Source organism: Corynebacterium coyleae, from assembly GCF_030408635.1.
Lineage (GTDB): Bacteria > Actinomycetota > Actinomycetes > Mycobacteriales > Mycobacteriaceae > Corynebacterium > Corynebacterium coyleae.
The window spans coordinates 719,868-741,798 of the sequence record NZ_CP047198.1 but is presented as its reverse complement, the minus strand read 5'-3'; the positions used below and the strand labels follow the sequence as shown (position 1 = coordinate 741,798).

Here is a 21,931-nt window from a genome sequence, read left to right as displayed (position 1 = left end):
TCGTCGCAAAGCAAAAAGCCCCAGGATGACCTGGAGCTTTGCAGTCTGTCGCGATTGCTAATCGACGACACGCACCGGCAACTTCACAAACTCAATCGATTGCCCCTGCGCCGCCAGCGCAAGCGTGGACGGATCGACCTGGAACACCGCCGGGCCGGCGCGCAGGATCGTCTTTAGATCGTTCGCGGCAACCTCCGCACCCGGAGGGCACGCCATGCGGGTCTCGTTGAGGTCACCGACGCGCAACCTGCCGGTCGTATCCACCTGGTAGGTGGAGTTACCCGTGTTGCAGCCATCGTTGTAGGTCAGCGTGCCGTCCGGGCGGAAATCAACGGTGACCTTGTCATTGTTCTTGGCACGCAAGGTGGTGTCCAGTGCGGGCTGGACTTGGTCGTTAGGCAACTGCGTCGCGCCTTCCGCAAGCGGAACCATCAGCCCAGTGCCAGCGGGCTGCTGCCCCGCCGGGTTAGAAAACAGGGAGGAACTCATCTGGACAAACTGGTCAATGCTGCTCGAGCGCTCCTGCGCGCCAGCCGTGCCGACACCAAGGGTGCCGCCGGCCAGGGCCGCGAGCGCGGTTGCAATGGACAATGTTTTCTGAGTCTTGATACCCATGCCCCACACGGTAGCGGCCGGATTCGCGGGTTCAAGGGGTTTCATGGGATGCCTATGCAACTCCAAGAAACTCAATCATCTTGCCTTGGGCGCCAAGGGCGATGGTGTCGTCGTTAAGTTTGTACACAGCGGGACCCGCTCGCAGGATCGACTTCAGTTCATCGGACTTGTTCATGCGGGTTGGGTCGCAAAGACGCTGGGTCTCAGCGAACGCGCCCACCTTTACCCCACCGCGAGCGTTGACCTTGTAGGTTGCGTTGCCGACGTTGCAGCCGTCGTCGTAATTGAGCCGGCCCTGCGGCGTGAACGTCAGGGTGATCGCGGCATCTTCCTTCGCCTGCAGCGGCTGTGCGAGAGCTTCCTTTACATCCTTTGCTGCCAGTGGCTTGGCGTCCTTCGGCAGATCCTTCAGCAACATGCCTCCCTTATTGCCCAGCACGGCGCCGGTGTAGGTGTCCCAACCCTTCTGCACCAACTGGTCCAGGTTCGGGTTGGCCGACGAGAGCTGCGCTACCTGTGCGTGCGCGGTGCCAGCACCAATGAAGCCGCCGGCGAGGGCGGCTAGGGCGGTTGCAGCGGACAACGTCTTCGCAGTCTTTGAAATCATGCGCACGACCGTAGCGCCGGGCTGTGGTCGCGCCAAGGGATTTAATAAACCTTTTAAGCTCCTCCAATACAACGTTGAGGCCGTTTTTCGGTTGCGCTGCTCGGCACAGGCTATGATATTTGTTGATATGTCACATAACTGATCTGGAGGACTCCATGAAAGCATTCGGTTTCTTGAGCTTCGGGCACTACGCCATCGGCGGCCAACGCGGCCCCTCGGCAGAAAAGGTAGCGAGAATCCACCTCGAGATCGCCAAAGCTGCCGACGAGATCGGCGTCAACAACGCATCCTTCCGCGTCCACCACTTCGTCCCGCAAGCCTCCGCCCCGATGCCGCTGCTCGGTGCAGTTGCAGCCTCCACCGAGCGCATCGAAGTTGGCACCGGCGTGATCGACATGCGCTACGAAAACCCGCTCTACCTCGCCGAAGAAGCCGCCTCCCTCTACCAACTCTCCGGCGGCCGCGTCGCCCTTGGCGTATCCCGCGGCGCCCCCGAGGTCGCCGAGCGCGGCTGGGAAGCATTCGGCTACAAGGGCGAAGCGCCGAACGGTGCCGACGTCGCCCGCAACCACCTCGAAACCTTCATGGCCGCCGTCGACGGCCACGGCTTCGCCACCGCCGCGCCCCTCGAGCGCCAGTACCCCAACATGTTCCAGCCCGGCTCCGCCCTGCCGGTCTTCCCCATGGCACCCGAGCTGCGCAAGCACATCTTCTACGGCTCCGGTACCCACGCGTCTGCCGAGCAGACCGCCCGCGACGGCCTGAACCTCATGTCCTCCACCCTGGTTTCCGAGACCACCGCGCAGACACTTGGCGAGATCCAAGTCGACCAAATCAACCGCTACCGCGCAGCTTGGAAGGAAGCCGGCCACGACTGGACCCCGCGCGTGTCCGTGTCCCGCTCCATCTTCCCCATCGTCGACGGCGCCGACATGGCACGCTTCAGCATGCAAGCCTCCGGCTCCGACCAGGTAGGCATGCTTCCCGAGGTCGGCGCCTCCACCTTCGGCCGCACCTACGCCGCCGAGCCGGACAAGCTCATCGAGCAGCTCAAGGCCGACCCTGCCGTCATGGCCGCCGACACCCTTCTGCTCACCATCCCGACCGGCATGGGCGTGGACGTAAACGTAAAGATCCTGGAGAACTTTGCCACCCACGTCGCCCCAGCACTCGGTTGGCAGCCGAACACGGAGGGCCCGGTCACCGGCTACGAGATCGTCTAGCTCCCCTTCGGGTGCCGCTAGACGGTCTCGCAGGGGCCTCGACGTTTCCCCAGGTCATATTGGGGACCGTTTTCAGTATGGAGCTGATCGTCTGGTTGCCCGCGCGGGGAGCTAGACGATGTCGAGGAACTAGACGATGAGCACCGCAGAGTGAAGGCCGCTCTGGGCGCAAGTTCCCCGACAAATAAAAAGAAACCCCCAGGCCCGTAAGGGTCTGGGGGTCTCTTTCCAGTGGAGCCGCCGGGAATTGAACGCAGAGCGGTATCTACATGCCGATATACCGGGGTGAAAACAGGGCGTGGTCTACACGTGGTCTTTATCTAGCGCGACAAAGACCACGCCGAACTCTTAAATATTCTTAAACAGTTCGAGGACTACAAGTCCGCTTCTACAGACTCATGCACCTCAACTTTGAGACCGGGATAGCGGCGCCGCACCTTCCGCAGCGCATCGAGCGACAGGTTGTACTTCTGCTGCAACACCTCCTGCGTCTTCTCAAGTTTGGCGACACGCTCCAACAGCGTTTTCAGCAGCGACTGCATCTGCTGCTGCGCGGTATCGACCGTGTCCTTACCCCTGATGTCTGCTTTCGGCTTCTCACGCGCAGTCAAATATCCGAGGTACGCCGGAATCACCGCCGCAAGCACGATGGCTAGGCTCTCCCAGAACTGTTCCATCCTGCCTCCTTCGGGTCCGCTCGAATATCGAGTGTGATTTCACCGCGCTTTCCCCTCCAGACCGCCCACATCGTCATCACGGCAAGCGCCAAATACACGCTGCCGCGCTCCAAGAAATTTGCGAGCGAATCTGGAAGGAACGCCATGCCCCACAAACTGATCAGCGTGACCGACAACGCCAAGGTGATCACGCCAACCGTCGTTTGATGCCACACTGCCGCCACAAGACACACCACACCGAGTGTGACAGCGAGCGCCACCCAAGCCGCGACCGGAAGGCCAATCAGTTTCAACGGGTGCGGGCCTGCCGGCCCCTTCTGAATCAACCACCCGGCGCCGCGCGCCAAGAAGCAGAACCCAAGAATGAGCAATGCAGTCGCGTCGGTCATTAAAAAGGCCCGCAGGCCATAGGCTGCGGGCTGATACTTCTGAGGCAGTTTATCGATCGGCATACGCATCACCGTCTTTGATCACCCGCTCCAGGCGCGGCGCCATCGACGGCGTCATCGCATCAGGAGTAAACCGGTTGACCAACACGCCGGCTACCGACACCACCATCGTGAGCACAGTGCCCGTCGTCGTGCCCTGCCAATCCGGCGACTCCGCCAACTGCATGAGCACAGCAACCACACCAGTGATCACGATGATGATCGACCCCTTATACCTACGCCACCACGGCTCGGACGAAATAACCTCTTCTGCCGCGCGCACCAAAGAATGCTGTCCCATTACTTACTCCCCTTCATGTCCTTAAAGCCGGGGATGCCGAGCGTCTCGCCGATTACGCCGAGCGCATCGACAACAGTGCGGCCACCCAGTTGCGACCAGCCCGGATACTCGCCCAATTCACCAGACCCGGTCAACTGCGCCTTCGTGTCCTTGCTATACCGCTTCGCCTCGTCAAGAGCGCCTACCTGTTCCGGTCCAAACATCGTGGATCCTTTCTCCTTAGTGGGTGATGGTTTCGGTGCAACCTTCTTGGCTGCAAGATCGTCATAGAAACGCCGCGCTTCGCGCATCAGCGGCGAGTTGTACTTACCGCCCGGCGCGAGGTGGTACGGGCAACTCGTAGAAGTGAACTCGCGGTGATAGCGGACGTTTTTGCCGTTTACTGGCCGTCCCAGCCCGTAGTAGTGGCACACTGCGGCGATAAGGCGTCCTGCCTCGCGGATGGCGATATCGGTGATCGGCCAGTCTTGTGCGGCACCTGCCGCGTTGGAGACTTCGATGCCGATCGAGCGTTGGTTCATCCAGGTGTTCGCGGCGTGCCACGCGGTGTCGCGGTCCCATACCAACTGTCCGATCTCGCCGGTGCTGGTGACTTGGTAGTGCGCGGATGCTGGGCGGTCCTGCCACACTTGCCAGATCTGGTCGATCGAGAGGACGCCTGCGTTGTGATGGACGACGACGTACTGGATCTTGTTTCCGCCTCGACCTTGGGTGAAGTGACGGGTCATCAACTTCACCCTGTCGGGCTCTAATGTGAGCCAGTTTTTCATGACTGCTCCTTTCGTGCTTCGGGCATAAAAAATGCCCCTACAGTGGGGCTTAGTTGGTCTCTGCGACCTGACCTGTGACAGGTACCCATCGTCGACCCATGATCGGGTGCACTGCTTGCGGGGCTAACATGATTGCGCCGTCGCCGGTCGCCTGCCACTTCTTTCCCTCAAAAGTGACGATGTCGCCGTCGATATACGCGCCGGTGATGTTCTCGGGTTGCTTCCACGGTGCCCCTGCTTCCGGCGCGTTGCCAAGTGCGGTACGCAGCGACTTAATGATCTGCGTTTCGTTCGCCCAGACATATGGGAGTGCTTGGCGGCGTTGCCGCTCCTGGTCAATGTTGTTGGATCGGTCCCAGCACTGGCGTTGATGCTCTTCGAGCTGGGTGTCAGTGAGGTTTTCAAGCGCGATGTTCCACAGATCGCGGGTTTCATGTTGTTCAGCCATGGTGGCCTCCTTCTTGCTTGGTTGGTTTGTTACTGGGCTTGACCGCTGCAGCGGTCATGGTGGCTGTCACTTCGAGTTACACACGCTCACCCCCTTTCGCTTTCTACATGTTTAGCCTGTTTGGCACGTTCAGCGCGTTATTGCTATAATGGTTGTAGTGCGAGTGAGAGACGCACTGAAGTAAGAAAATTCAATAGTGGAAAGGGGTACAGATGATAGAAATCATCGCCCTGCTGCTCAGTATCTGGGTAGCAACTCTCCAAACCGTGGACTTCTTCCGGAAGCCCCACGATAAGGACGAGTAAAAAGACCTCGCGGTTCTGATTACCCAAACTAACCAGAACCGCGAGGCACCCCTCCACACTACCCCGGAAAGGAACACACTATGCGGCTCAACCTTCCGCTAATCCTCATCCCCCTCGGCGTACTCACCGGATGGCACCCGATCACCCTGCTCATACTTTCTGCAACCGCCGTCTACATCCACTTCCTCGACAGGAAATCAGCATGAACATCCACATCACCGATACCGACACCGGGCGTGAACTCTGGACCGTGCAACAATGCGCCAACCACTGCAACGTCACCGACGCCACATGGCGCTCCTACAGCCGAGCAAACAACAAACTCGGCGTGCCCACCCCTGTCGCCCGGCTAACGAAGCAAACACCACTCTGGGATGCCGAAGCCGTCAAAACCTGGCACGCGAACCGGCCCGGCAGCCCTATCCCCAACTCGCCTAGTCGTACAACTGATAAATAATCGCCCAATGCTTGACCACCTGGTTCAACCCGCCATACACGCTGAACTGGGCATATTGGTCAGCATCGACGTTGAACCCCTGCATATCGGACAGTCCCGACTCAGTGGTCTGGATTAACAGAATCCACCCCTTGCATTTGCGCTTGAGGCGGGCGCGCGTCGAGTTATACCGCACAGACCCATGGCTCTGGATCGTTCTGACTTCGACAAACGGATTTTTATTCGGCGAAAACCAGTTTCCGGTGTTGTAGCCAGACCCGAATTGCGTCCGGTACTTTTCCTCGGCATCGATCGCCTTCTGCGCTTTCGTCTGCGCTGCCTGAATCCCACGGATCCGCGCCGCATTGTCACTAATCTGCTTCGACTGCAACGCATCAACCTGCTCCTGATCAACCTGATGCGGCACAATCTTTATCTCACCAATCCACAGCCCATCACCACGAGTCCCATTCGAGTGATTACCGTAAATATTGGCAATCTTGACCGCCTGCACCTTCTCGTGAAACCGAATCCGCGTCTTGTAAAACCGCAATACACCATCAGTTTCCACGTTGCTTGCAAGATACTGACTTGCGTTTTGTGGATCCCACACATTCTTTCGAATAATCCCACCAGACTTCACCGCGAGCGACCCATTCTGATCTCGGCATTCAATAAAAAACCGCCCCCCGTTATGCCCTTTCGCAAAAAACGATAAATCATACTCAAGGGCCGGATCCACCGTCACTAAATTCATATGTACAGGCTCCTTCGTGCTGTTAAAACGTTTCATCTGCACTGGAAACGCACCAGACGTACCCTTATTGACCAAGTGGTAGTTAGGAATCCATTCCGCCCCTTTCGCGGTGTGCTGCCCAACATATTTCACCCACAACTCTTGTGTAGCATCAGCCTGATCCCACCACGCAGGCTCAGTGGTGCCAGGTTTTAACGGCACCACATCCGCCCCGACCTGGTGAAACACTTCCGCCCGTAATTCACGCACGGTCAACGAATCCGCCTTAATCATCGACGCATCAATCGTATCCGCACCAATCCGGCGTGCATCAATGGTCCCGGACGTGATCTTGCCCGCATCCAAGTTGGCGATCACCTGGTTGCCGATGGTTTGAGTTGCCCATGAAGAGCCTGTCCACCGCCACTGGCCGATGATGGTCGTTCCCGAGTAGCGGAACCACGTATCCCCAGCACGCTCACCACGCGTCGACCCCGGCGCGCTTGTTGCGTACCACACTCGATTCTTCGAGTTTGCAGACTCGTTACTAATCGCTGTCGCTGCTGACACGCTGGCTTCCTCTGTGGTTGGTGACCAAGACACGGAACCATTCGAGTAGGTGGTGCGAATCGTGGCGTACAGGGTCTGTCCAACCATGTAGGCGGGCTGGGTGGTGGACCAGCCCGATGGGTTGCCACTGCCTGTAGGAGTGGCGGGTTTGCTGGTTGCCCACCGCCAGAAATGAGTCACGTCTTTTACAGACACTCCCTGTGCACCTGTCTGCCCCTTCGGTCCAGTTGCACCCTTCGGTCCAGTTGCGCCCTGCGGTCCAGTTGCGCCCTGCGGACCTTGTGGGCCACGAACACCGGTATTACCGATCTTGCCGACGCTGTAGCCCGTTTCCGATGTCCCATCCGAATACGACCAAACAAACCGCGTCCACACAAACCGCCCCGGCGCGACGGTGGGTGGTTGTGGCTGCCAACCTTGTGTTGGTGGTTGGGTGCCAGAGGTGGACTGAGAGTAGGTAACAACGGTGCTGACAAGCTTCGTTCCGTCTTTGCCAGGTCGGCCGTCGCTACCGGTGTCTCCCTTCGCGCCCCGCTGGCCTTGCGGCCCACGAGCGCCGGTTGCGCCTTTCGCGCCAGGACTACCTTGTGGGCCGGTCTCACCGATCTTGCCTACGCTAAAGACTTCCTCGGTGCTGTTATCTGTGTAGTGCAGCACCATCTTTGTCCATACGAATCGCCCTGCAGGTACATTCGCCGGTGGCTGTGATTGCCACCCTGACGATGGTGCAGTCACACCAGACGCAGACTGGGCGTATGTCACCGTGGTTTGTTGCACGCCCACACCGTTTTTACCCGGCACGCCGTCGCGGCCGGAGTCGCCTTTCGGGCCGGGAACACCCTGAGGGCCACGGGGGCCTGGCAGGCCAGTGTTTCCTGTCACCAATACTGCGGGTCCACGCTCTACGCGGCCATCGCCGAACCAGGTAATCGTGCGTTGCCATACAAACCCCACTGTGGAGGGCGCCGGTGCTGCTTGTGACCAGCCCGAAGAAGGTGCCTCCGTGCCAGACGATGACTTTGCATACTCAACGACGGTGTCCACCACCGCTTTATCAGCGGCTTTACGCGCCTGTGCTGCCTGCGATTCAGCAGTACGGGCCTGTGCCTGCACTGCACCTACCTGCTTGCGGCGCTGTGCGGATTCCTTTGCAATGGCCTCGCGCACACTGCGGTTTTGCTCCTCGACGAGTTCGGCGTCGCGAATCGTCTGGCCGCCGACGTGGACACGGACGCCAAGCGGATCGTCCGGCGCCGACGTGTAAGTGATCGCCGTCACGGGCTGCGGGATCACTCTGTTGAAGACCATGACGTCGACGACGTCGCCAACGTCGTAGTCCTTGCCGGGCGTCCAGGAGCCAAGGCCGGCACCTGTGATGTCGCGCTCGAAGTAAATGTCTTCGGAGACGCGGCGTTGCGACGCGTCGACGACCGCCTCGAAGTTAGAATACCCCGCGTCTGTCTCGATCGTCACATCAGCGCGAGCAAAGGCGACGTCGAAACGTCCGAGATTTTCAGCACCCTTGGGTCGGTAAACATAGCCGTTGGTGTAGCCGTCGTCGGTGTACTCGTCGGCAGCCAACTCGCGCCCCTCCGGAAGCACGACGTTGAACGCGCCATACGTGTAGACGGCGACCCTCGCGCCGACAGTGATTTCGCCACCATCGGCAACTAACTTGATGCTCATTGTGCACCTGCTTTCACGTCGAAATTGATCACCGGCTCGCCGGTGGTTTCCGGGAAGACCATCGCCGCAGAAATTGCGATGCCGGCGGCAGTGGCGCGCGGCATCACCACATCCCAGATGAAGTCGTCGTCCGGCTTGATCAGTACTTCGTCAGCCTTATCGCCGGTTGGCGTCACCGTCACGGTGAAGGGCGACGGGTCGAGGCCGGCAAGTTTCGTGACAGCGTCGACGGACTCCTGAATCACACGCCCGATTGCCTCGTCGGCAGGCCCTGCAATGACCTGGTCGCTGAGATACGAGTCGTAGAAGTCCACCTCTGCGATATCCCGCGGGGTTTTAAACCGCGCAGACGCGTCGGTAGCGGCCAGCCAGTCACGTTCGAACGTGTGAAACGTCGTGCGTGCCCACTTCGCTGGTTGCGACGGGCAGGGCAATTGCTGCAAGAAACTCAACACGTCAACGCCGTGCACCGTGATTTCACGCAGCCTGTCTGATGGGCCGGTGGCCATGCGCTGCGCGACCCGGTAGCACCACGAACTGCCGGGACGCTCCACGAGGACAAACCGTGTCTTCGGAGTGGGAGCGATCGCACCGGAAGGTTCCACACCAATCGTGTCGTCCACCAGAGCACGCGCAGCAGGATGCACCCCACTGTCCATCGCGGACACGGGGAACGTCACCTGCAGCGATGACACGGCGTTGCGTTCTCGCGGGGCCTGCATTTCTGAAGGTGCCGGCAGATCGCACAGCGGGTGGCCGTTCTCGTCGAGAAGCCCAAGGTACTGCCCCGTCGACTCCACCACCGCCTTACGGTGTGCTGCGAACTTGGCCCAATCTACTGCCATGGTGACCACCTTCCAATCCGCCACATCGCGTCACAGCGCGACAGCCCCAAACTCGCCGACCCGCCTGGAGGAACCGGCTCCGAAAACCCTGCTACTTGCTTCGACGCTGCCGTGTTGATGCGCCCAGCAGTGCGGACGGTAAACCCGCCCATCGGCGAGGTATCCAACGTCGACAGCGACGCCACCGATGGCAGCACCGTGCCAAAGCCAGACGGCCACCGCACCGAGGAGGACGCACCCGACCATTCAACCGTCGGATAGATCGGCACATCCCCATCGTTGACGATCGACGCACCACGCTTCGGCGGCGAGCGCCACACCCCATCAAACGAGACAAGCGGGATCTCCATCTCAAGAAGCGGCTCACCATCCGGAGCAACCTCGGGCGGGGCCACCATCTCACGCAGCCTGACAGCCAACTCCCACCCGTTCACCACAAGAAAGGCATCACGACTCAACGAAAACCACCTAGCGACCTCGCCGAAGGTAAACGGCGGCTCAACAAGCAGTTTCACACTGCCCTCCACCACACCCGCCGTATAGCCATGCAGCACACCACCCGGCGCGAAGCCGGATTCGGTGGTGACTGCTTTGGGTTGGCCGACGAGTCCGGTGATGCCGGCGGCTGGGAGTGTGACGTTGGAGGGGCCGTTGGGGGCTACGTCGTGGAGTTGGCCTGTGTGGTCTTTGATTCCGAAGAGCATTTCACATCCTTGTCTTGTAGTAGTTGGCGCCGTTTTTGCCTTCCAGGATGGTGACGCGGCGGCCTACTGCGCTGAGTTGGTCTTGCATCTCGCGGGCGACGTCTTCGGTGCGCATGTATTCGGTTCCGGGCAGGTTGATGGTCAGGTCTGGCAGCATGTTGCGTTCGATTGCAGCGAACCGTCGGTCCATCTGTGCGGCGAGTTGTTGTTCTCTGGTGGTGGCGATTTCGTTTTCGATGGCCGCGCGCATTTGCTCGTCTCGAGTACGGCGTGCGGCTTCTACTTCTTCGCGTGTGCTGTAGCGTGCTCCGATCTGTGGGATGTCGGTTTGGTTGATGGCGGTTTGTGCCACTCGGGTGATGTCGACGTCGCGGAGTGCGGCGTGGCCCATCGCTGCGGCAAGTTCGCTGCCCCAGGTGTGTGGCAGGCGTGATGGTGGCAGTGGTGCTGCGCCTGGCAGGTCGTAGTTGAACCCTCCTGGTGGGAGGGTGTTGTAGATGTTTTCTGCAGTCTTGGCAATGGACTGCAATTCGTTGACCTGCTTGGTGGTTTGCTCTGAAAGGGTTGTGCTTTGGCTTCGGTTGAAGTCCATGAGTTCTTTCAGTGCGGTTTTCACGCCTTCGTCGGAAGTGCGGTAGTACTCCGCCATTGACGTGAAGTAACTAACCTGCTGCTCGGCTGTGGCGAGGTCGCCGCGTGCCTTTGCTTCGCTTGGTGCGTACTGCGCGTCAATTGCGAGGTTTCCGACCTCGACCTTGGTTTCGGCAAGTGCCTTTTCGTAGTCGGCGATCTGTTGCTCCACTTGCTGGGTTTCCAGATCCTGGACAGCACGCCCAAGCGAGGTGTTTTTCAGTGCGGCCTCGATGACCTTTTGTGCGTCCTCGGTGGAGTTCCAGAACCCGTAGTGCCCGGCGCGGGACATGACCTGTTCGATCTCGGAGACGTATTTGCCGTATTCCGGGGTGCCGCCGAAGTGCTCTTTCAGAATGCGCATGGCTTCTGCTTTTGCTTGTGCGGCGGCGGCTCGGTATCTGCGGGACTCTTCGATCTTGAGTTCTTTGTAGTCGCGGGCTGTCCAGTCGGCAGATTCTGCGAGCAGTTGCGTCACGCGCTGCATTCGCATTGCCGCTGGGGTGGACAGTGAGCCGTCGCCGATGGTGGTCATGGCTTTGAGCCTGCCGGCCTGTGCGCTCAGCAGTGCGGTTGCTGATTTCGCGGAGAGTGCTGCCTTGGCGGCGGCCTTGGAGGAATCGAGCAGTTGCAGGGCGGCGTCAGCGTTGGCTTTGAGTGCTTCGGCCTGGGTTTTGTGGGTCTCGGCTTCGAGTGCGAGTTTTTCTCGCACGGAGCCTGCTACGGCGTCCATCGTCTCGCCAAAGGTGAGTTTGCCGGTTTTCAGGCCAGCGATCGTGCGCGCCCACATGTCGTCAACGCTTGTGCCGATGACACGCAGGGAGCCGAGTTCGGCGCTGGTGACCTTGGCCCTTGCGTTGGCGACGTCGACGATGCCGCGCAGTTGCGTTTGCGTGTAGTTGGCTCGGGCTTGGCCGAGTTGCCACTGTGCCTGCTGTTCGGCGAGCAGTGCGTTGACTGCTCCCATGCGCAGTTGCGTCAACTGGTTGCGGGCTTCGTCCATGCCTCGGGCTAACTTGTCCATCATCTCGACGGACTGGGTCAGCGTTTCCAGGCGTGCGGCTTCGACGTTGTTGATCTTTTCGATGATCCATTCAGCGATCTTGTTGATCGTCTCGTAGACCACCTTGCCAAGCGCGTAGACCGCTTTAGCGGCTTCAATGGCCATGGTGATCTGCCCAGCGCCGATTTGTGCGGCAAGTTGAGCAGTCCCCGTGCGTGCCACGTCGAGATTCTTTTCCGCCTTGATCACAGTATCTGCAGCCTTATCGCGGTCCCTGGCCCGCTTCTTGTCCTGGGCGTCGAGTTTCTCCGCCGCGTCTTCACGAGCACGGCGCAGTCGCTCTTCAGCGTCAGCGATCTTTTCGGCAGACGGCTTCTTGTCATTCTTGGCGCGAACGACTGCCTTTTCGGCGTCTTCAATCCTGCGTTTGGTCTGCTTGTCGTAGCCACCGTCTTGAGCGTCGAGTTCGGCTAACGCTTCACGCGCTTCAGCCAGTTCGCGCTCCCGCTCGGCGATTTCATCCATGCCATCCTTCGCTGCCTGGCGCGTGTCGGCAAGACCGCGCTCGGCGTCACGAAGACCACCAAAGACCTCCGGCAGCAGCGCACCACCAACACCAAGACCGAATCGGGTCGGGTTGGCGTGGTAGTTGCCGGCGGCAACCGCAAACGAGTTCGTCAGATCGTCCACCACATCAAACGCCGAGGTAGGCGCATCTGCGATAGAGCGAGACCCATCCTTAGGTGCGATTGCTTCCAGGCCTGCTGCTGTGGAGTCCAGGTTCTTGGAGGCTTGCTTGAACCCGTCGACAACCGCCGGCAACTCTGCCGCAACTGCACGCATCGACCTTGCAAACTCACCGAATTGTGCCCACTGGCCGTCGGTGAGCACCGGCTCCGGCTTGCCCGACAGGTTCATTGCCACACCACCGTGCGGCAAATACCCGCCCTGGTCGTAGAGTTGCGCACCGAACAGCGCCGAGATGACGTCAAAGGTTCGATCCGCAGCACCCCACGACACGTGAGCACCGCTTGGCGACGACGACACGTGAACACCAGATGCACTCGACGCGGTTTCTACAAGCGCGTCGACAGAGTCTGCGACCTTGTCGGCGTCCGGAAAATGCGCCCAGTCAGTAAAGCCACGCCCCTCAAGTGGGCCGGCAGTTCGCCCGATGGTGAATCCGCCACCGGTGTTGCCACCGGACTCGATGAACGTCCCGTCTGCCAGTTGCATCGCGGTGTGACCGTTCGCGCCGCCGCCTCGGTCCCACCACCCAATGGTGATGTCACCCGCGCCGCCCTTGCCAGGCACAGCACCGCGCTCGGCAAGCCACTGCCCCTCGGTGACAGTCGACATACGAGAAGCAAAGGGATCCTCCCCGCGGTACACATTGACCGTGGCAGAGACACCGCCAGAGCAATCGACACCACCGGCAGACCAGCCGCCCATGTAGTACGGAGTTCCATCAAGGAACGCCAGTGTGCGCTTAATCTCGCTCGACGAGACGACACCACCTGTGGCGAAGCCCGGCAGTTTCGGGAACACACCCTGGTTAATCGCCGCAAGTTCCGCGTCGTACTTGTCAGACGAAGCCCGGTTGATCACCCACTCGCCAGCATCAAGCCGAGCCAGCGGGCTGCCTGCAGCATCCACGCCCACAAACCCGTCGACAATCTCAGTACCCGGCCCCGTAGTCGGCAGGCGATAGCCTGTGGCCACACCACCGGTGGCCAAGCCCGGCGCGCGGCCGCCGGATGCACGCCCTGGAGCGTTGCTTACGACGGTGCGCTGGCGGGTCGTGATGGTGATTTCCTTGTCCCGCAACCCGCCCAAGCGGCGTTGGACGTCGTCAATCTCTTTCTTGGCCTGACTGGCGTCGGCCTCGATCTTGGCTTCCTTCTTTTTGCCCAGTTCGGTCTCGACGTCCTTGATGAAGGTGTCGACGTTTTTCCGGGCTTCCTCGGTCGGTGCCTCGATCCTTGTGGTGTGTTCGTCCGGGGTCTCGCCAAGTTGGACCCCGAGTTGCCTCAGTTGCTCCTGCGCTTCTTCAGAAAGCACATTCAGTTCGACTGATTGGCCCTCCGGCAGGTCCTGCATCAAGGCCCAGACCACGGCGATCTCGGTTTCTACCGAATCGGCGCCCTCCAACTTCACCAAGGTCTCGACAACCTCGGGCATAAGTGCGTACTGCTGGCGCAGCGATTCGATCTGTGGGTCTGTCAATTCGTAGGCAGACGCGAGGTTTGCAAGACCTGCCTCCACAAGCCCGTAAGCCTGCTCTGCGTCATTGCCCGCAGCAACAGACTGCAGGAACCCGTCGGAGATCGACATCAACGAGGCGTGTAGAGACTGCGCGTTCTTGTCTGTGGCTTCGAGTTTGCCCGACTGGTCAAACAGCGTCTCGCCGAGACCTTCGCCACCGATGATCGCGCCTGCCGCAGATTCACTGACCTGGTCAACAGTCTTAGCCAGATTCATCATCGCGTCCTGCGTGGAAGCAGGAAGCATACCCATCGCCTGCAGCACCTGCTTGAGCGCGTTGAGACGCTCCTCTGCCGCAGAAGACGAGTCTGCAAGCACCTGCATACCCGCCTCAATCTGTGCAGCCGCAGGCGACACACGCTGCGCGGCAAGGACCTGCTCGTCCAGTTCCGTTTTCACCTGGCGCAGTTGTGCGGCAGCGCGCTGCGACGCTTCACCACCCGCGTCCAGATGCGCCATAAGGTCCTCGAACTGCGCACCACCTGCTGCAACCACGCGGCCCAAGTCGTCCATCGGGATCTTCAACTCGCCAGCAGCAGACTTCAGCGCGTCATACGCCTGCTTCGTCTCATTGACGTGGGAGCGGTACTCGTTGAACTCCTTGTTCCAAAAGCCCTGTTGCCACCACGACAGATCAGGGGCCTGAATGATGTTGAACGAACTGTTCATCTGCTCGCCGATCGCGGTCAATTGCGCCATCTCGGCGTCGGCGATCTTCGAGGCAGCAGCCAACCCCTGTTCATTGAGCGCACCAGTGGTGCCAGCCACAGCGGTTTGCAACTCCTGCTGCGCCTCAGCGGCGTTACGCGACGCTTCTGCAAGCCTGTCCTGAATCGTGGATGCAGTCTGCGAGGACTGCACGAACGCGCCGATAAGCGCCGCGCCGCCCATCATCGCAATGTTAAACGGACCACCCATGGCGTTGACCACGCCAGAGACACCACTGCGCAACAGACTAAACCCACCAGCAGCAGCGCCCTTTGCGGCACCGCCCAACAGCAAGAGATTGCCGCGCGCCATGGTGGCCGTCCTAGACAGGCCCTTCATCTCCGTTGCCCAACGCTTCGTATTCGCACCAAGATTGCGCATTGGAGCCGACGCCCGGCGCGCCGAGTCGGCCATGAGGGCGATGGATTTGTGTTTCGATTCGACGACGGCGAGCGCTGCGCCCATGCGGGTGAGTTCCACGCCGTTTTTTCGTGCGAGGAGCGTGTGGATCTCCATCATGTCGCCAAATCCCTTTGCGCTCTCGCGAGCGACTCCCAGGTGGGATGGGATATCGAGTCGTTTGAAGACGGCGAACGCTGCGGCGGCACCAACAATTGGTCCGGCAAGGCCCTGGAGGGCGTTACCGGTTGTCTTTACGGTGCCTTCCAGTGGTGCGAACACGTCGCCGGCAACTTCAACAGCGGTCTTCAACCCGTTGATTGCGGACTCGGCGTAGTCGCCAAACGTGCCGATGGCGGCAGTGGCCAAGTCCACACCGGCAACCATGGTGCCGGCAAGCGACTCGTAGGTAGCAAGGGCGACGTCTTCGACGGTGTTTTCCAGCCGTTCCAGTGCACCGGGTAGACCGTGGGTTTGTGCTTTTGCGACTTCTGCGGCTTGTCCCTGTCGGGTCACGGCCTCGGAAAGCGCATCAAAGCCCTCTTTGCCCTGCTGTGCTGCCACACCAGCCATACGCATGGCGTCGCTGCCGAACAGTGTTGCGGTAGCGGCCTGGTACGCCTCTGGCGTCATCCTTTGCGCGGCGTCTTTCAACTGTCCCATCAGCACCGGCAGGCCGACGAACTGGCCCTGGGCGTTGTAGACCGTCAGGCCAAGTTCTTCGATTGCTGCCTGCGCTGGCTTGCCCTGGTTCGCCAGCGACAGCAGCGCAGTTTTCAGCAGCGTACCGGCGTCGGAGCCGGTAATACCGGCGTTGGCGAACATCGCGATTGCGGTCGCGGTGTCGTCGATAGACACGCCGAATTGGTGTGCCACCGCACCGGACTGCTGCAGAGCGTTAGCCACGTCGCCGATTTGTGCAGACGATGCGTTTGCTGCACCCGCCAGAATGTCTGACACCCTCGCGGCTTCAGACGCATCAAGTGCGAAGGCTTGCAGGGCCTGGGACTGAATAGTGGCAGCAGACGCGGCATCCGTTTGTGCGGCAGACGCCAACTGCAGGGTGCCCTTTGCTGCCGCCATGGCTTCCTCGACGGAGAATCCACCCTTGGCAAGTTCGGTCATTGCTGCAGCAGCGTCAGAGGCAGACGTTGCCGTCAGCGATGTGTCGTTACCGAGTTCGCGAGCACGCTGGGTAATCGCTTCAATCTGTTCGGCGGTTGCTTGCGAGACGGCTCGCATCGTGTTGAGTTCGGTCTCGAACTCCTTGCCGACCTGGACGACCGTGCGCGCCGCTTCCACGCCGCCCATGGCCACGCCCAGGGCTGCGCCGAGTTTGCCGGCGGCACCAATCGCGCCTTTGAGACCGGACTCCATCTTGGGGACAAATCCCCTTGTATCCGGTTCAACCAGGATGTCAATCTTGCCACCGGCCATTGGTTATTCTCCTCTCATTTTTCGCAGATCGCTCAGCGAACCAAAACGCCGACCGTCAGATTTCGTGACAGTCGGCGTGGTGTTTTCGTGTTCTTTCAGCAGTTCGCGCATCAATTCCTTGTGGACGTGCGCCGGACGGTGTGCGACGGGGAAGATCACCGGGTCTGCCGGTGGTTTGATGCCTTCGCGTTTGCGGCGGGCCCGCTCGCGGGCGACGTCCGGGTCGTCAGGGTCGGTAATCCAGGAGCGGTACTCGGAGTTGAGCCAGTAGTCGAGACGATCCACCAGCATTGCCAAGTTCTCGTCCTGGTCAGACCAGTGCTCTAGTCCGTCAATCAGGACTGCGATATCCCCATGCCACATCGTGTCGAGTGCTTCGCGGAAATCCAGGCTGTATTGCCTACGAAATTCCACGAGCACTCGTGCGAACTCGCCCGGCGCGTCTAGGCGGAGGCTCCAGGAAAAAAATTCCCATCTTCCGATCGAAGACCCGCGATAACCGCCATACGGCCAAGGACACGCGCGGCAGTCGGTGCGGACTCCTGCAGCAGGCGCTGCGTAAACGCTTCCTTGGCCTCCTCGTCAGAGTCTGACAGCAGCGCCACGGTCTTCTTGACGATTTCCGTGCTCTCTTTGGCCTTATCGATACGCCAGATTTCCACGTAATCGCGTGCCTCACGGCCCGTGAAGTTGCGGCGCAGGCTGATCTCAACCCCGTCAAGGTCAATCAGTTGAGACGGCCCACCTTTGACAGCCAGTGCGGCGTCCAGGATGTCGATTACGGTCTTCTTCTTCGCAGTCATGTTGTTTTCCCTTCTCGGTACTGGGGTAGAAAAATTGGCGGGTTGATTGAGCCCTTGTGGTGGTGGCGACCCGCTGCGCCACCACCTGGCTTATTTAGTGGCTGTCCTCGGTGCTCGCAGACTCGTCTTCGTCGACAGTGACGCCCTCCGGCAGGGCCGGAATGATCTCCACCATCGGAGACAGGAACGACACGTCGAACTCCCAACCGTCGATGTTCTGGCCATCGATGGCGGCGCGCGTCGCAGGTGCTTTCAGCGTCACACGCGGCGAGTAGAAGAACGCGGCATCCGTGCCGTCTTCGACGCGGATGAAGATCGCGAACTCCTCGCCGACGCCCTTCTCAATCGCGTAGTGCTCACCCTTCTTGATGATCTTGCCGCCCTGGGCGCGCGTCAGCAGGGTTGCCTTCGTGTTATCCACCGCACGGAACTTGATGCCCTCCTTGAGCGGATCACGGGCGATCTTGTACGGGGCCTTGCGGTAGTTGAACACCTGCTTTTCGGTGACGGACTGTTCCGAGGTCTGCTCGAAACCTGCCTCAATACCGCCGTATGCGTCCCACCCCTTGATTGCCTCGGCGAGCAGATCGCCCTCCGGCAACTTGGTGTCTGCAGGTGCACGGTATGCATCACCGGTCAGCCACAGATACGCCTTGCTTGGATCAGCCGTAGTAACAGCCATAATCAGTACTCCTTCGAATCTAGAATCTGGAAAACCCCCGGTGCCTGACATGCACTTGGAATCGAACCGGGGCATAAAAAAGGGGCCTGTCGGCCCCACGTTTCAGGTCATACAGTTGGACAGGACCGTCCAACCAACTTGCACTCCACGCTGTTGCGTCATCGAGTACCTGGTTCTTTGCTCTGCCGAGCAACTCTCCCGCCATCGCGGCGGCTCGCCACACAGTCACATCGGGATCCTCCCGCAGCCTCGAGACTTGGCTATCAGGCGCCCACGGCGTGACCTGCACAATCACTCGATGCAGCAGCGGGTCGTCTCCCATGTGTCCTGTCACGGCAACAAGACAATGCGGCTTGGTCAGCGGGTCGGGCAGATTACGCGTCGTAATCGCACCACCGTGCAGGCAATCAGTGAACTCTTGTTGTTCTGCGAGCCATGCACGGATGATGCCAGCGACGTATGGCAACGGTTTTACTGTCACTTCATTCGACTCCTCCTTGGCCTCATGCCTCGATAGCGGCCATGCTTCATTGCCGCAGTAGTCAATGCGGCATGCGCCGGCGTGTCCGATGTCCCGTATTCCTTGTAGATCGCGTCTTCGTCACTGTCGACGACCGAAACGTCCAGGCCGTCGACCTTGATGTCGATGCCGCCGCGATAAGCACCAGTGAGCACTGGCGCTAAAGGGCGTGCATCCATCATGATTTCCTTCGCGATCCGCACACGTTCATCAAACGACCCCGACCGGGCCGCATACTTGCGGACTCGATACTTGTAGATGGTCAGTTTGGCTGACAATGCGCCGATGGCTTAGACCTCCTGCCTATCGAGTTCCGGAGCATGCCGCACACGGACGGCGACATACTCTGGGGCATGCCCTGGGATACCGCGGGGCATGCCCTCGGTGATCGCTTGCCAGCATTGCCCCGAAGGGGAATAGAACGAGTCTTCCGCACGAATCTTTACCGGTGGTTCAAACAGCACCATCCGTTCATCAACAACGGTGGTGGCTGTGACCTCCGAAAAGCCGTTCCACAGCGCGGCTTGCAACAGCCCGCGTCCGGAAATCTCCTCCACACCAGCAGGAAGAGGCTCGCCTGTATACGGATCAATCTCGTTGCGGTCTCCGCTGATAAGGGCTGTCCAGCCAGGCTGAAACAGCACTGCCGCACTAACCACGCCACTCCCCTTCCGGTATCTGCGGTGTCATACCTCGAGGACGAATCGTGAAGGCGGCCTGCGACTGCTGCGGTGCCACAATCATCAATTCATCCAACGTCAGGTAGAGCAGCGAGCCCTGCCCCGCGCCGCCGTCGCCTGTCCACTCCATCGACACTTCCGGATAAGCGAGTTTGTCGAGACCACCTCGCGTGGTCTTGTCGATTGCTCGCGTCACCATCGCCTCGACGATGTCGGCCACGACAAGCCGGTCAATCTGCCCCTGCTCGATACGACGCTCAAGGGTCGGCGCACGAGCACGGATAAGCCGTTCGGCTTGATCAATCCAGCGCTTCGCGCGCTGCTTCATCTCCGGGGCAGCGTCAGGCCAGATGTCTTCGGGAGATTCCAAAAGCCACTTTGCCATGACACCCTCCTTGCTCTACTCCTGCTCGGTCGCGGTCGTCGTCTGGTTCTCTGCTTCGAACGCGTCCACCATCGCGATGATCTGCTCGGTAGTCATGCCAGCAGGGTCAAGGTCGAGCGATTTGGCGTAAGCCTGCCACTGCGACTTCTTTGCGCGTGCGTCCGGGCGAGACGGGACCGTCAACTCCGGCGACGTTTCAGATTCATCTGCCGGCGGTTCAACTACGTCTTCCCCAATCCCGAAGCCTTGCGCCTTGTAGTACCACAGGTTTGCTTGGCTCGGATTGCGGCAAACGCCCTCAATGAACACGTCGCCGCCGATGGTCCCGTTGTAGCGGGTATTCGGTGATGTGACGATCATTTAGGCCACCTTGACCTTGCGGAGCACGCCCGCTGCCTTGGTCGCCTTGAGCGCGACCGCAACCGGGCCCATCTCGACCTCACCGGTCTTGACCGCACCAGAGGTGGTGAAGTCCGGCAGCCAGGTCTTCATCATCTCTCCGGAGGTGGTGGTGACACCGTGGAAGCCATCAAGGCCGATACGTACCGCGTAGACACTGGTGACACCCTCGGAAACCGGAATAATCGGGTCGTTCGTACCTGGCTTGTTGCCCGGGTCGACCAGGATCAGGTTGCCGATCTGCTCACGCTCGATAGCGTGGCCATTCGCACCGACGAGACCATCAATCGGGTTGACCGTGTACATGGAAGCCCGGCGCGCTGCGGAGCGCAGTTTTGCTAGTGCTCGCTGGTTTGCGAACAGCAGGGTGGGTGCGCCGTCGAGTGCGCCTTGCAGTTCGTCGAGGTCGTCAAGGATGCCGAGTGCGGCGTCTGCGGTGGTGTAGGCGCTCCAGTCCTTTTGGTCGTTGAGTTCCGTTGCGGAGCCCAGCAGGGCCTTGGACAGGCCGTCGAAGCCGTGTTCGTTGACTGCGGAGTCACCGTTGATGACGGCGTCGCTGAACTTGGTTGTGGTGGCCTTGATCAACTGCGAGGTCTGCATCGCGATCTCGTCGGAGGTTGCCGGGCCGAGGTGTGCGAGTTGGCGATCGATCTGGAAGGAGCCGCCGAGGACCTTCAGGTCTACGGAGTGCTTCGTGGTGGTGACGCTTGCGGGTTTGTACTCGGTGTTGAGTTCGCGGAATTCTGCTTCGCGCTGTGTTGCGAGGCGTCGGTAGGAGTAAGTCAGCGTTGCGCCGCCACCGGCAGGGTTGACCGCGGTATCGAAAATGAGGTTGTCGAGAATGACAGAACTCTTGCGGAACTCGTCGATGACGGTGGCGTCGTAGTCGTCCTGGGTGTTGAGCTTTGCTTGCTCAAGGGTGATAGCCATGGGGCATCACTTCCTTTCTATCGTTGGATGTTCAGGCGGGCGTCTGTTGCCTGCTGCAGTGTCATTGGGGTGATTGCTCGCTGCGTTCCCTGTCCCTGGGAGGGGTCGACGGGTTTGCGGTCGAAGCCGAGCGCTGCGGCGAGGGTCTTGGCGTCGGCGGCGAGTTCTTCTTCTGTCTCGCCACGAAGCCGGTCCGCCATCTCGGCGGGGAGTTTGGCCTCGGACAGAACCTTGGCGACGAGTTGCTCGCGTGCACGCTCGGTTTCTGCTGCTTCGAGTTCAGCGATTCGTGCGTTGGCCTTTTCCAGGTCGGCTTGTGCGCGCTGAAGTTCGGTCATCTTTTCCCGATCGATTGCGTCGAGCCGTTCCTGAAGTTCGTCACGCGCGGCTTCTGCGGCCTGACGCTTATCGCGCTCTGTCGCAAGGTCCTTGAGCACGGCGCGTTTGCTGCCACGCGCGTCGGGGTTGTCGTTGTCATCGTCGTTTTCGCCCGGCGCGGACTCCGTTGGCTTTTCGCCGTCGCTCTCCTGGTCTGCGGCCTTGGCAGGTTCCTTGGGTGTTTGCTGGCTTGGTGCGCTCGTCTGCCCGGTGGCGGCAACTTCGCCCGCATTGGCTTCGGCAGCGAACATGCGTACCCAAGGGCGTAGACGGTTCTTCATGTTGGTAACTCCTTAAATTACGAAAACCCACCGGTAGGTGGGCATGAAAAAACCCATCACGTGCAGTGATGGGTTAATGG

24 protein-coding genes are annotated in these 21,931 nt (G+C 60.2%); 3 read left to right on the top strand and 21 right to left on the bottom strand.

Translation table 11 applies throughout. The features are described 5' to 3' along the window. Window positions 1-57: 57 nt before the first annotated feature. Both CCOY_RS03670 and CCOY_RS03665 read right to left on the bottom strand, forming a co-directional pair. Window positions 58-615, bottom strand: coding sequence for an META domain-containing protein (locus tag CCOY_RS03670; protein ID WP_167594506.1), 558 nt, complete (start codon window positions 613-615; stop codon window positions 58-60). 52 nt (window positions 616-667) lie between these two features. Then, a complete protein-coding gene (locus CCOY_RS03665) occupies window positions 668-1,222 on the bottom strand; it encodes an META domain-containing protein (protein WP_070483084.1) in 555 nt (184 codons plus the stop codon). 155 nt (window positions 1,223-1,377) lie between these two features. On the opposite strand from CCOY_RS03665, the gene CCOY_RS03660 reads away from it, so the two are divergent. After that, on the top strand, window positions 1,378-2,445 hold the full coding sequence (locus tag CCOY_RS03660; RefSeq protein WP_070828909.1) for an LLM class flavin-dependent oxidoreductase: 1,068 nt from the start codon (window positions 1,378-1,380) through the stop codon (window positions 2,443-2,445). Window positions 2,446-2,819: 374 nt separating this feature from the next. On the opposite strand, the gene CCOY_RS03655 is transcribed toward CCOY_RS03660, so the two are convergent. From CCOY_RS03655 to CCOY_RS03635, 5 genes are read right to left on the bottom strand one after another with little or no spacing between them, the layout of a single operon-like run. Beyond that, window positions 2,820-3,122, bottom strand: coding sequence for a hypothetical protein (locus CCOY_RS03655; RefSeq protein ID WP_092101818.1), 303 nt, complete (start codon window positions 3,120-3,122; stop codon window positions 2,820-2,822). Continuing rightward, entirely contained in the window at window positions 3,098-3,574 is a 477-nt protein-coding gene (locus tag CCOY_RS03650; protein ID WP_092101815.1) for a hypothetical protein, read from the bottom strand. Before CCOY_RS03650 ends, CCOY_RS03655 begins: the two co-directional genes overlap by 25 nt. Next, on the bottom strand, window positions 3,561-3,851 hold the full coding sequence (locus CCOY_RS03645; RefSeq protein WP_092101812.1) for a hypothetical protein: 291 nt from the start codon (window positions 3,849-3,851) through the stop codon (window positions 3,561-3,563). The genes CCOY_RS03650 and CCOY_RS03645 overlap by 14 nt, the downstream gene beginning before the upstream one ends. Next, window positions 3,851-4,621 (bottom strand): peptidoglycan recognition protein family protein, encoded by a 771-nt coding sequence (locus tag CCOY_RS03640; RefSeq protein WP_092101809.1) that lies wholly within the window; start codon window positions 4,619-4,621, stop codon window positions 3,851-3,853. Before CCOY_RS03640 ends, CCOY_RS03645 begins: the two co-directional genes overlap by 1 nt. Window positions 4,622-4,670: 49 nt before the next feature. Further along, on the bottom strand, window positions 4,671-5,069 hold the full coding sequence (locus tag CCOY_RS03635; RefSeq protein WP_092101806.1) for a hypothetical protein: 399 nt from the start codon (window positions 5,067-5,069) through the stop codon (window positions 4,671-4,673). A 385-nt stretch (window positions 5,070-5,454) separates the two neighbouring features. Here CCOY_RS03635 and CCOY_RS03630 point away from each other — a divergent pair, with 385 nt between their 5' ends. Both CCOY_RS03630 and CCOY_RS03625 read left to right on the top strand, forming a co-directional pair. Further along, window positions 5,455-5,580 carry a hypothetical protein gene (locus CCOY_RS03630; RefSeq protein ID WP_280137899.1) on the top strand — a complete coding sequence of 42 codons (126 nt, stop codon included), beginning with the start codon at window positions 5,455-5,457 and terminating at the stop codon, window positions 5,578-5,580. Then, window positions 5,577-5,831 (top strand): hypothetical protein, encoded by a 255-nt coding sequence (locus CCOY_RS03625; RefSeq protein ID WP_092101803.1) that lies wholly within the window; start codon window positions 5,577-5,579, stop codon window positions 5,829-5,831. Before CCOY_RS03630 ends, CCOY_RS03625 begins: the two co-directional genes overlap by 4 nt. On the opposite strand, the gene CCOY_RS03620 is transcribed toward CCOY_RS03625, so the two are convergent. The 14 genes from CCOY_RS03620 to CCOY_RS03555 form a co-directional block, all read right to left on the bottom strand. Beyond that, the gene (locus tag CCOY_RS03620) at window positions 5,809-8,802 is read right to left on the bottom strand and encodes a collagen-like domain-containing protein (protein ID WP_092101800.1); all 2,994 of its coding nucleotides are present in this window, start codon (window positions 8,800-8,802) and stop codon (window positions 5,809-5,811) included. The genes CCOY_RS03625 and CCOY_RS03620 overlap by 23 nt on opposite strands. After that, the gene (locus tag CCOY_RS03615) at window positions 8,799-9,647 is read right to left on the bottom strand and encodes a hypothetical protein (RefSeq protein ID WP_092101797.1); all 849 of its coding nucleotides are present in this window, start codon (window positions 9,645-9,647) and stop codon (window positions 8,799-8,801) included. The genes CCOY_RS03620 and CCOY_RS03615 overlap by 4 nt, the downstream gene beginning before the upstream one ends. Then, window positions 9,638-10,351, bottom strand: a complete 714-nt coding sequence (locus CCOY_RS03610; protein ID WP_092101794.1) for a hypothetical protein — start codon at window positions 10,349-10,351, stop codon at window positions 9,638-9,640. The genes CCOY_RS03615 and CCOY_RS03610 overlap by 10 nt, the downstream gene beginning before the upstream one ends. A 1-nt stretch (window position 10,352) precedes the next feature. Continuing rightward, window positions 10,353-16,793 carry a phage tail tape measure protein gene (locus CCOY_RS03605; protein ID WP_092101791.1) on the bottom strand — a complete coding sequence of 2,147 codons (6,441 nt, stop codon included), beginning with the start codon at window positions 16,791-16,793 and terminating at the stop codon, window positions 10,353-10,355. A 3-nt stretch (window positions 16,794-16,796) separates the two neighbouring features. Continuing rightward, on the bottom strand, window positions 16,797-17,207 hold the full coding sequence (locus CCOY_RS03600; RefSeq protein ID WP_092101788.1) for a hypothetical protein: 411 nt from the start codon (window positions 17,205-17,207) through the stop codon (window positions 16,797-16,799). A 29-nt stretch (window positions 17,208-17,236) separates the two neighbouring features. Then, window positions 17,237-17,596: a hypothetical protein gene (locus CCOY_RS03595; RefSeq protein ID WP_092101785.1), complete on the bottom strand. Its 360-nt coding sequence runs from the start codon at window positions 17,594-17,596 to the stop codon at window positions 17,237-17,239. 94 nt (window positions 17,597-17,690) lie between these two features. Continuing rightward, window positions 17,691-18,278 (bottom strand): hypothetical protein, encoded by a 588-nt coding sequence (locus tag CCOY_RS03590; RefSeq protein WP_092101782.1) that lies wholly within the window; start codon window positions 18,276-18,278, stop codon window positions 17,691-17,693. 19 nt (window positions 18,279-18,297) lie between these two features. After that, window positions 18,298-18,759: a hypothetical protein gene (locus CCOY_RS03585; protein WP_244268701.1), complete on the bottom strand. Its 462-nt coding sequence runs from the start codon at window positions 18,757-18,759 to the stop codon at window positions 18,298-18,300. Continuing rightward, window positions 18,756-18,980 carry an HK97 gp10 family phage protein gene (locus CCOY_RS03580; RefSeq protein WP_244268700.1) on the bottom strand — a complete coding sequence of 75 codons (225 nt, stop codon included), beginning with the start codon at window positions 18,978-18,980 and terminating at the stop codon, window positions 18,756-18,758. The genes CCOY_RS03585 and CCOY_RS03580 overlap by 4 nt, the downstream gene beginning before the upstream one ends. Window positions 18,981-19,088: 108 nt before the next feature. Next, complete coding sequence (locus CCOY_RS03575; RefSeq protein WP_092101776.1) at window positions 19,089-19,457, bottom strand: hypothetical protein; 369 nt, start codon at window positions 19,455-19,457, stop codon at window positions 19,089-19,091. Continuing rightward, entirely contained in the window at window positions 19,450-19,863 is a 414-nt protein-coding gene (locus CCOY_RS03570) for a hypothetical protein (RefSeq protein WP_092101773.1), read from the bottom strand. The genes CCOY_RS03575 and CCOY_RS03570 overlap by 8 nt, the downstream gene beginning before the upstream one ends. A 15-nt stretch (window positions 19,864-19,878) precedes the next feature. Then, on the bottom strand, window positions 19,879-20,223 hold the full coding sequence (locus CCOY_RS03565) for a hypothetical protein (protein ID WP_092101770.1): 345 nt from the start codon (window positions 20,221-20,223) through the stop codon (window positions 19,879-19,881). Then, window positions 20,224-21,192 (bottom strand): major capsid protein, encoded by a 969-nt coding sequence (locus CCOY_RS03560; protein ID WP_092101767.1) that lies wholly within the window; start codon window positions 21,190-21,192, stop codon window positions 20,224-20,226. Between the two features lie 17 nt (window positions 21,193-21,209). Continuing rightward, window positions 21,210-21,851, bottom strand: coding sequence for a capsid assembly scaffolding protein Gp46 family protein (locus CCOY_RS03555; protein WP_244268699.1), 642 nt, complete (start codon window positions 21,849-21,851; stop codon window positions 21,210-21,212). Window positions 21,852-21,931: the final 80 nt, after the last annotated feature.

Coding starts and splice junctions, on each gene's coding strand:
- CCOY_RS03670 (WP_167594506.1), bottom strand. CDS start 615: ATGGGTATCAAGACTCAGAAAACATTGTCCATTGCAACCGCGCTCGCG.
- CCOY_RS03665 (WP_070483084.1), bottom strand. CDS start 1,222: ATGATTTCAAAGACTGCGAAGACGTTGTCCGCTGCAACCGCCCTAGCC.
- CCOY_RS03660 (WP_070828909.1), top strand. CDS start 1,378: ATGAAAGCATTCGGTTTCTTGAGCTTCGGGCACTACGCCATCGGCGGC.
- CCOY_RS03655 (WP_092101818.1), bottom strand. CDS start 3,122: ATGGAACAGTTCTGGGAGAGCCTAGCCATCGTGCTTGCGGCGGTGATT.
- CCOY_RS03650 (WP_092101815.1), bottom strand. CDS start 3,574: ATGCCGATCGATAAACTGCCTCAGAAGTATCAGCCCGCAGCCTATGGC.
- CCOY_RS03645 (WP_092101812.1), bottom strand. CDS start 3,851: ATGGGACAGCATTCTTTGGTGCGCGCGGCAGAAGAGGTTATTTCGTCC.
- CCOY_RS03640 (WP_092101809.1), bottom strand. CDS start 4,621: ATGAAAAACTGGCTCACATTAGAGCCCGACAGGGTGAAGTTGATGACC.
- CCOY_RS03635 (WP_092101806.1), bottom strand. CDS start 5,069: ATGGCTGAACAACATGAAACCCGCGATCTGTGGAACATCGCGCTTGAA.
- CCOY_RS03630 (WP_280137899.1), top strand. CDS start 5,455: ATGCGGCTCAACCTTCCGCTAATCCTCATCCCCCTCGGCGTACTCACC.
- CCOY_RS03625 (WP_092101803.1), top strand. CDS start 5,577: ATGAACATCCACATCACCGATACCGACACCGGGCGTGAACTCTGGACC.
- CCOY_RS03620 (WP_092101800.1), bottom strand. CDS start 8,802: ATGAGCATCAAGTTAGTTGCCGATGGTGGCGAAATCACTGTCGGCGCG.
- CCOY_RS03615 (WP_092101797.1), bottom strand. CDS start 9,647: ATGGCAGTAGATTGGGCCAAGTTCGCAGCACACCGTAAGGCGGTGGTG.
- CCOY_RS03610 (WP_092101794.1), bottom strand. CDS start 10,351: ATGCTCTTCGGAATCAAAGACCACACAGGCCAACTCCACGACGTAGCC.
- CCOY_RS03605 (WP_092101791.1), bottom strand. CDS start 16,793: ATGGCCGGTGGCAAGATTGACATCCTGGTTGAACCGGATACAAGGGGA.
- CCOY_RS03595 (WP_092101785.1), bottom strand. CDS start 17,596: ATGACTGCGAAGAAGAAGACCGTAATCGACATCCTGGACGCCGCACTG.
- CCOY_RS03590 (WP_092101782.1), bottom strand. CDS start 18,278: ATGGCTGTTACTACGGCTGATCCAAGCAAGGCGTATCTGTGGCTGACC.
- CCOY_RS03580 (WP_244268700.1), bottom strand. CDS start 18,980: ATGATGGATGCACGCCCTTTAGCGCCAGTGCTCACTGGTGCTTATCGC.
- CCOY_RS03570 (WP_092101773.1), bottom strand. CDS start 19,863: ATGGCAAAGTGGCTTTTGGAATCTCCCGAAGACATCTGGCCTGACGCT.
- CCOY_RS03565 (WP_092101770.1), bottom strand. CDS start 20,223: ATGATCGTCACATCACCGAATACCCGCTACAACGGGACCATCGGCGGC.
- CCOY_RS03560 (WP_092101767.1), bottom strand. CDS start 21,192: ATGGCTATCACCCTTGAGCAAGCAAAGCTCAACACCCAGGACGACTAC.
- CCOY_RS03555 (WP_244268699.1), bottom strand. CDS start 21,851: ATGAAGAACCGTCTACGCCCTTGGGTACGCATGTTCGCTGCCGAAGCC.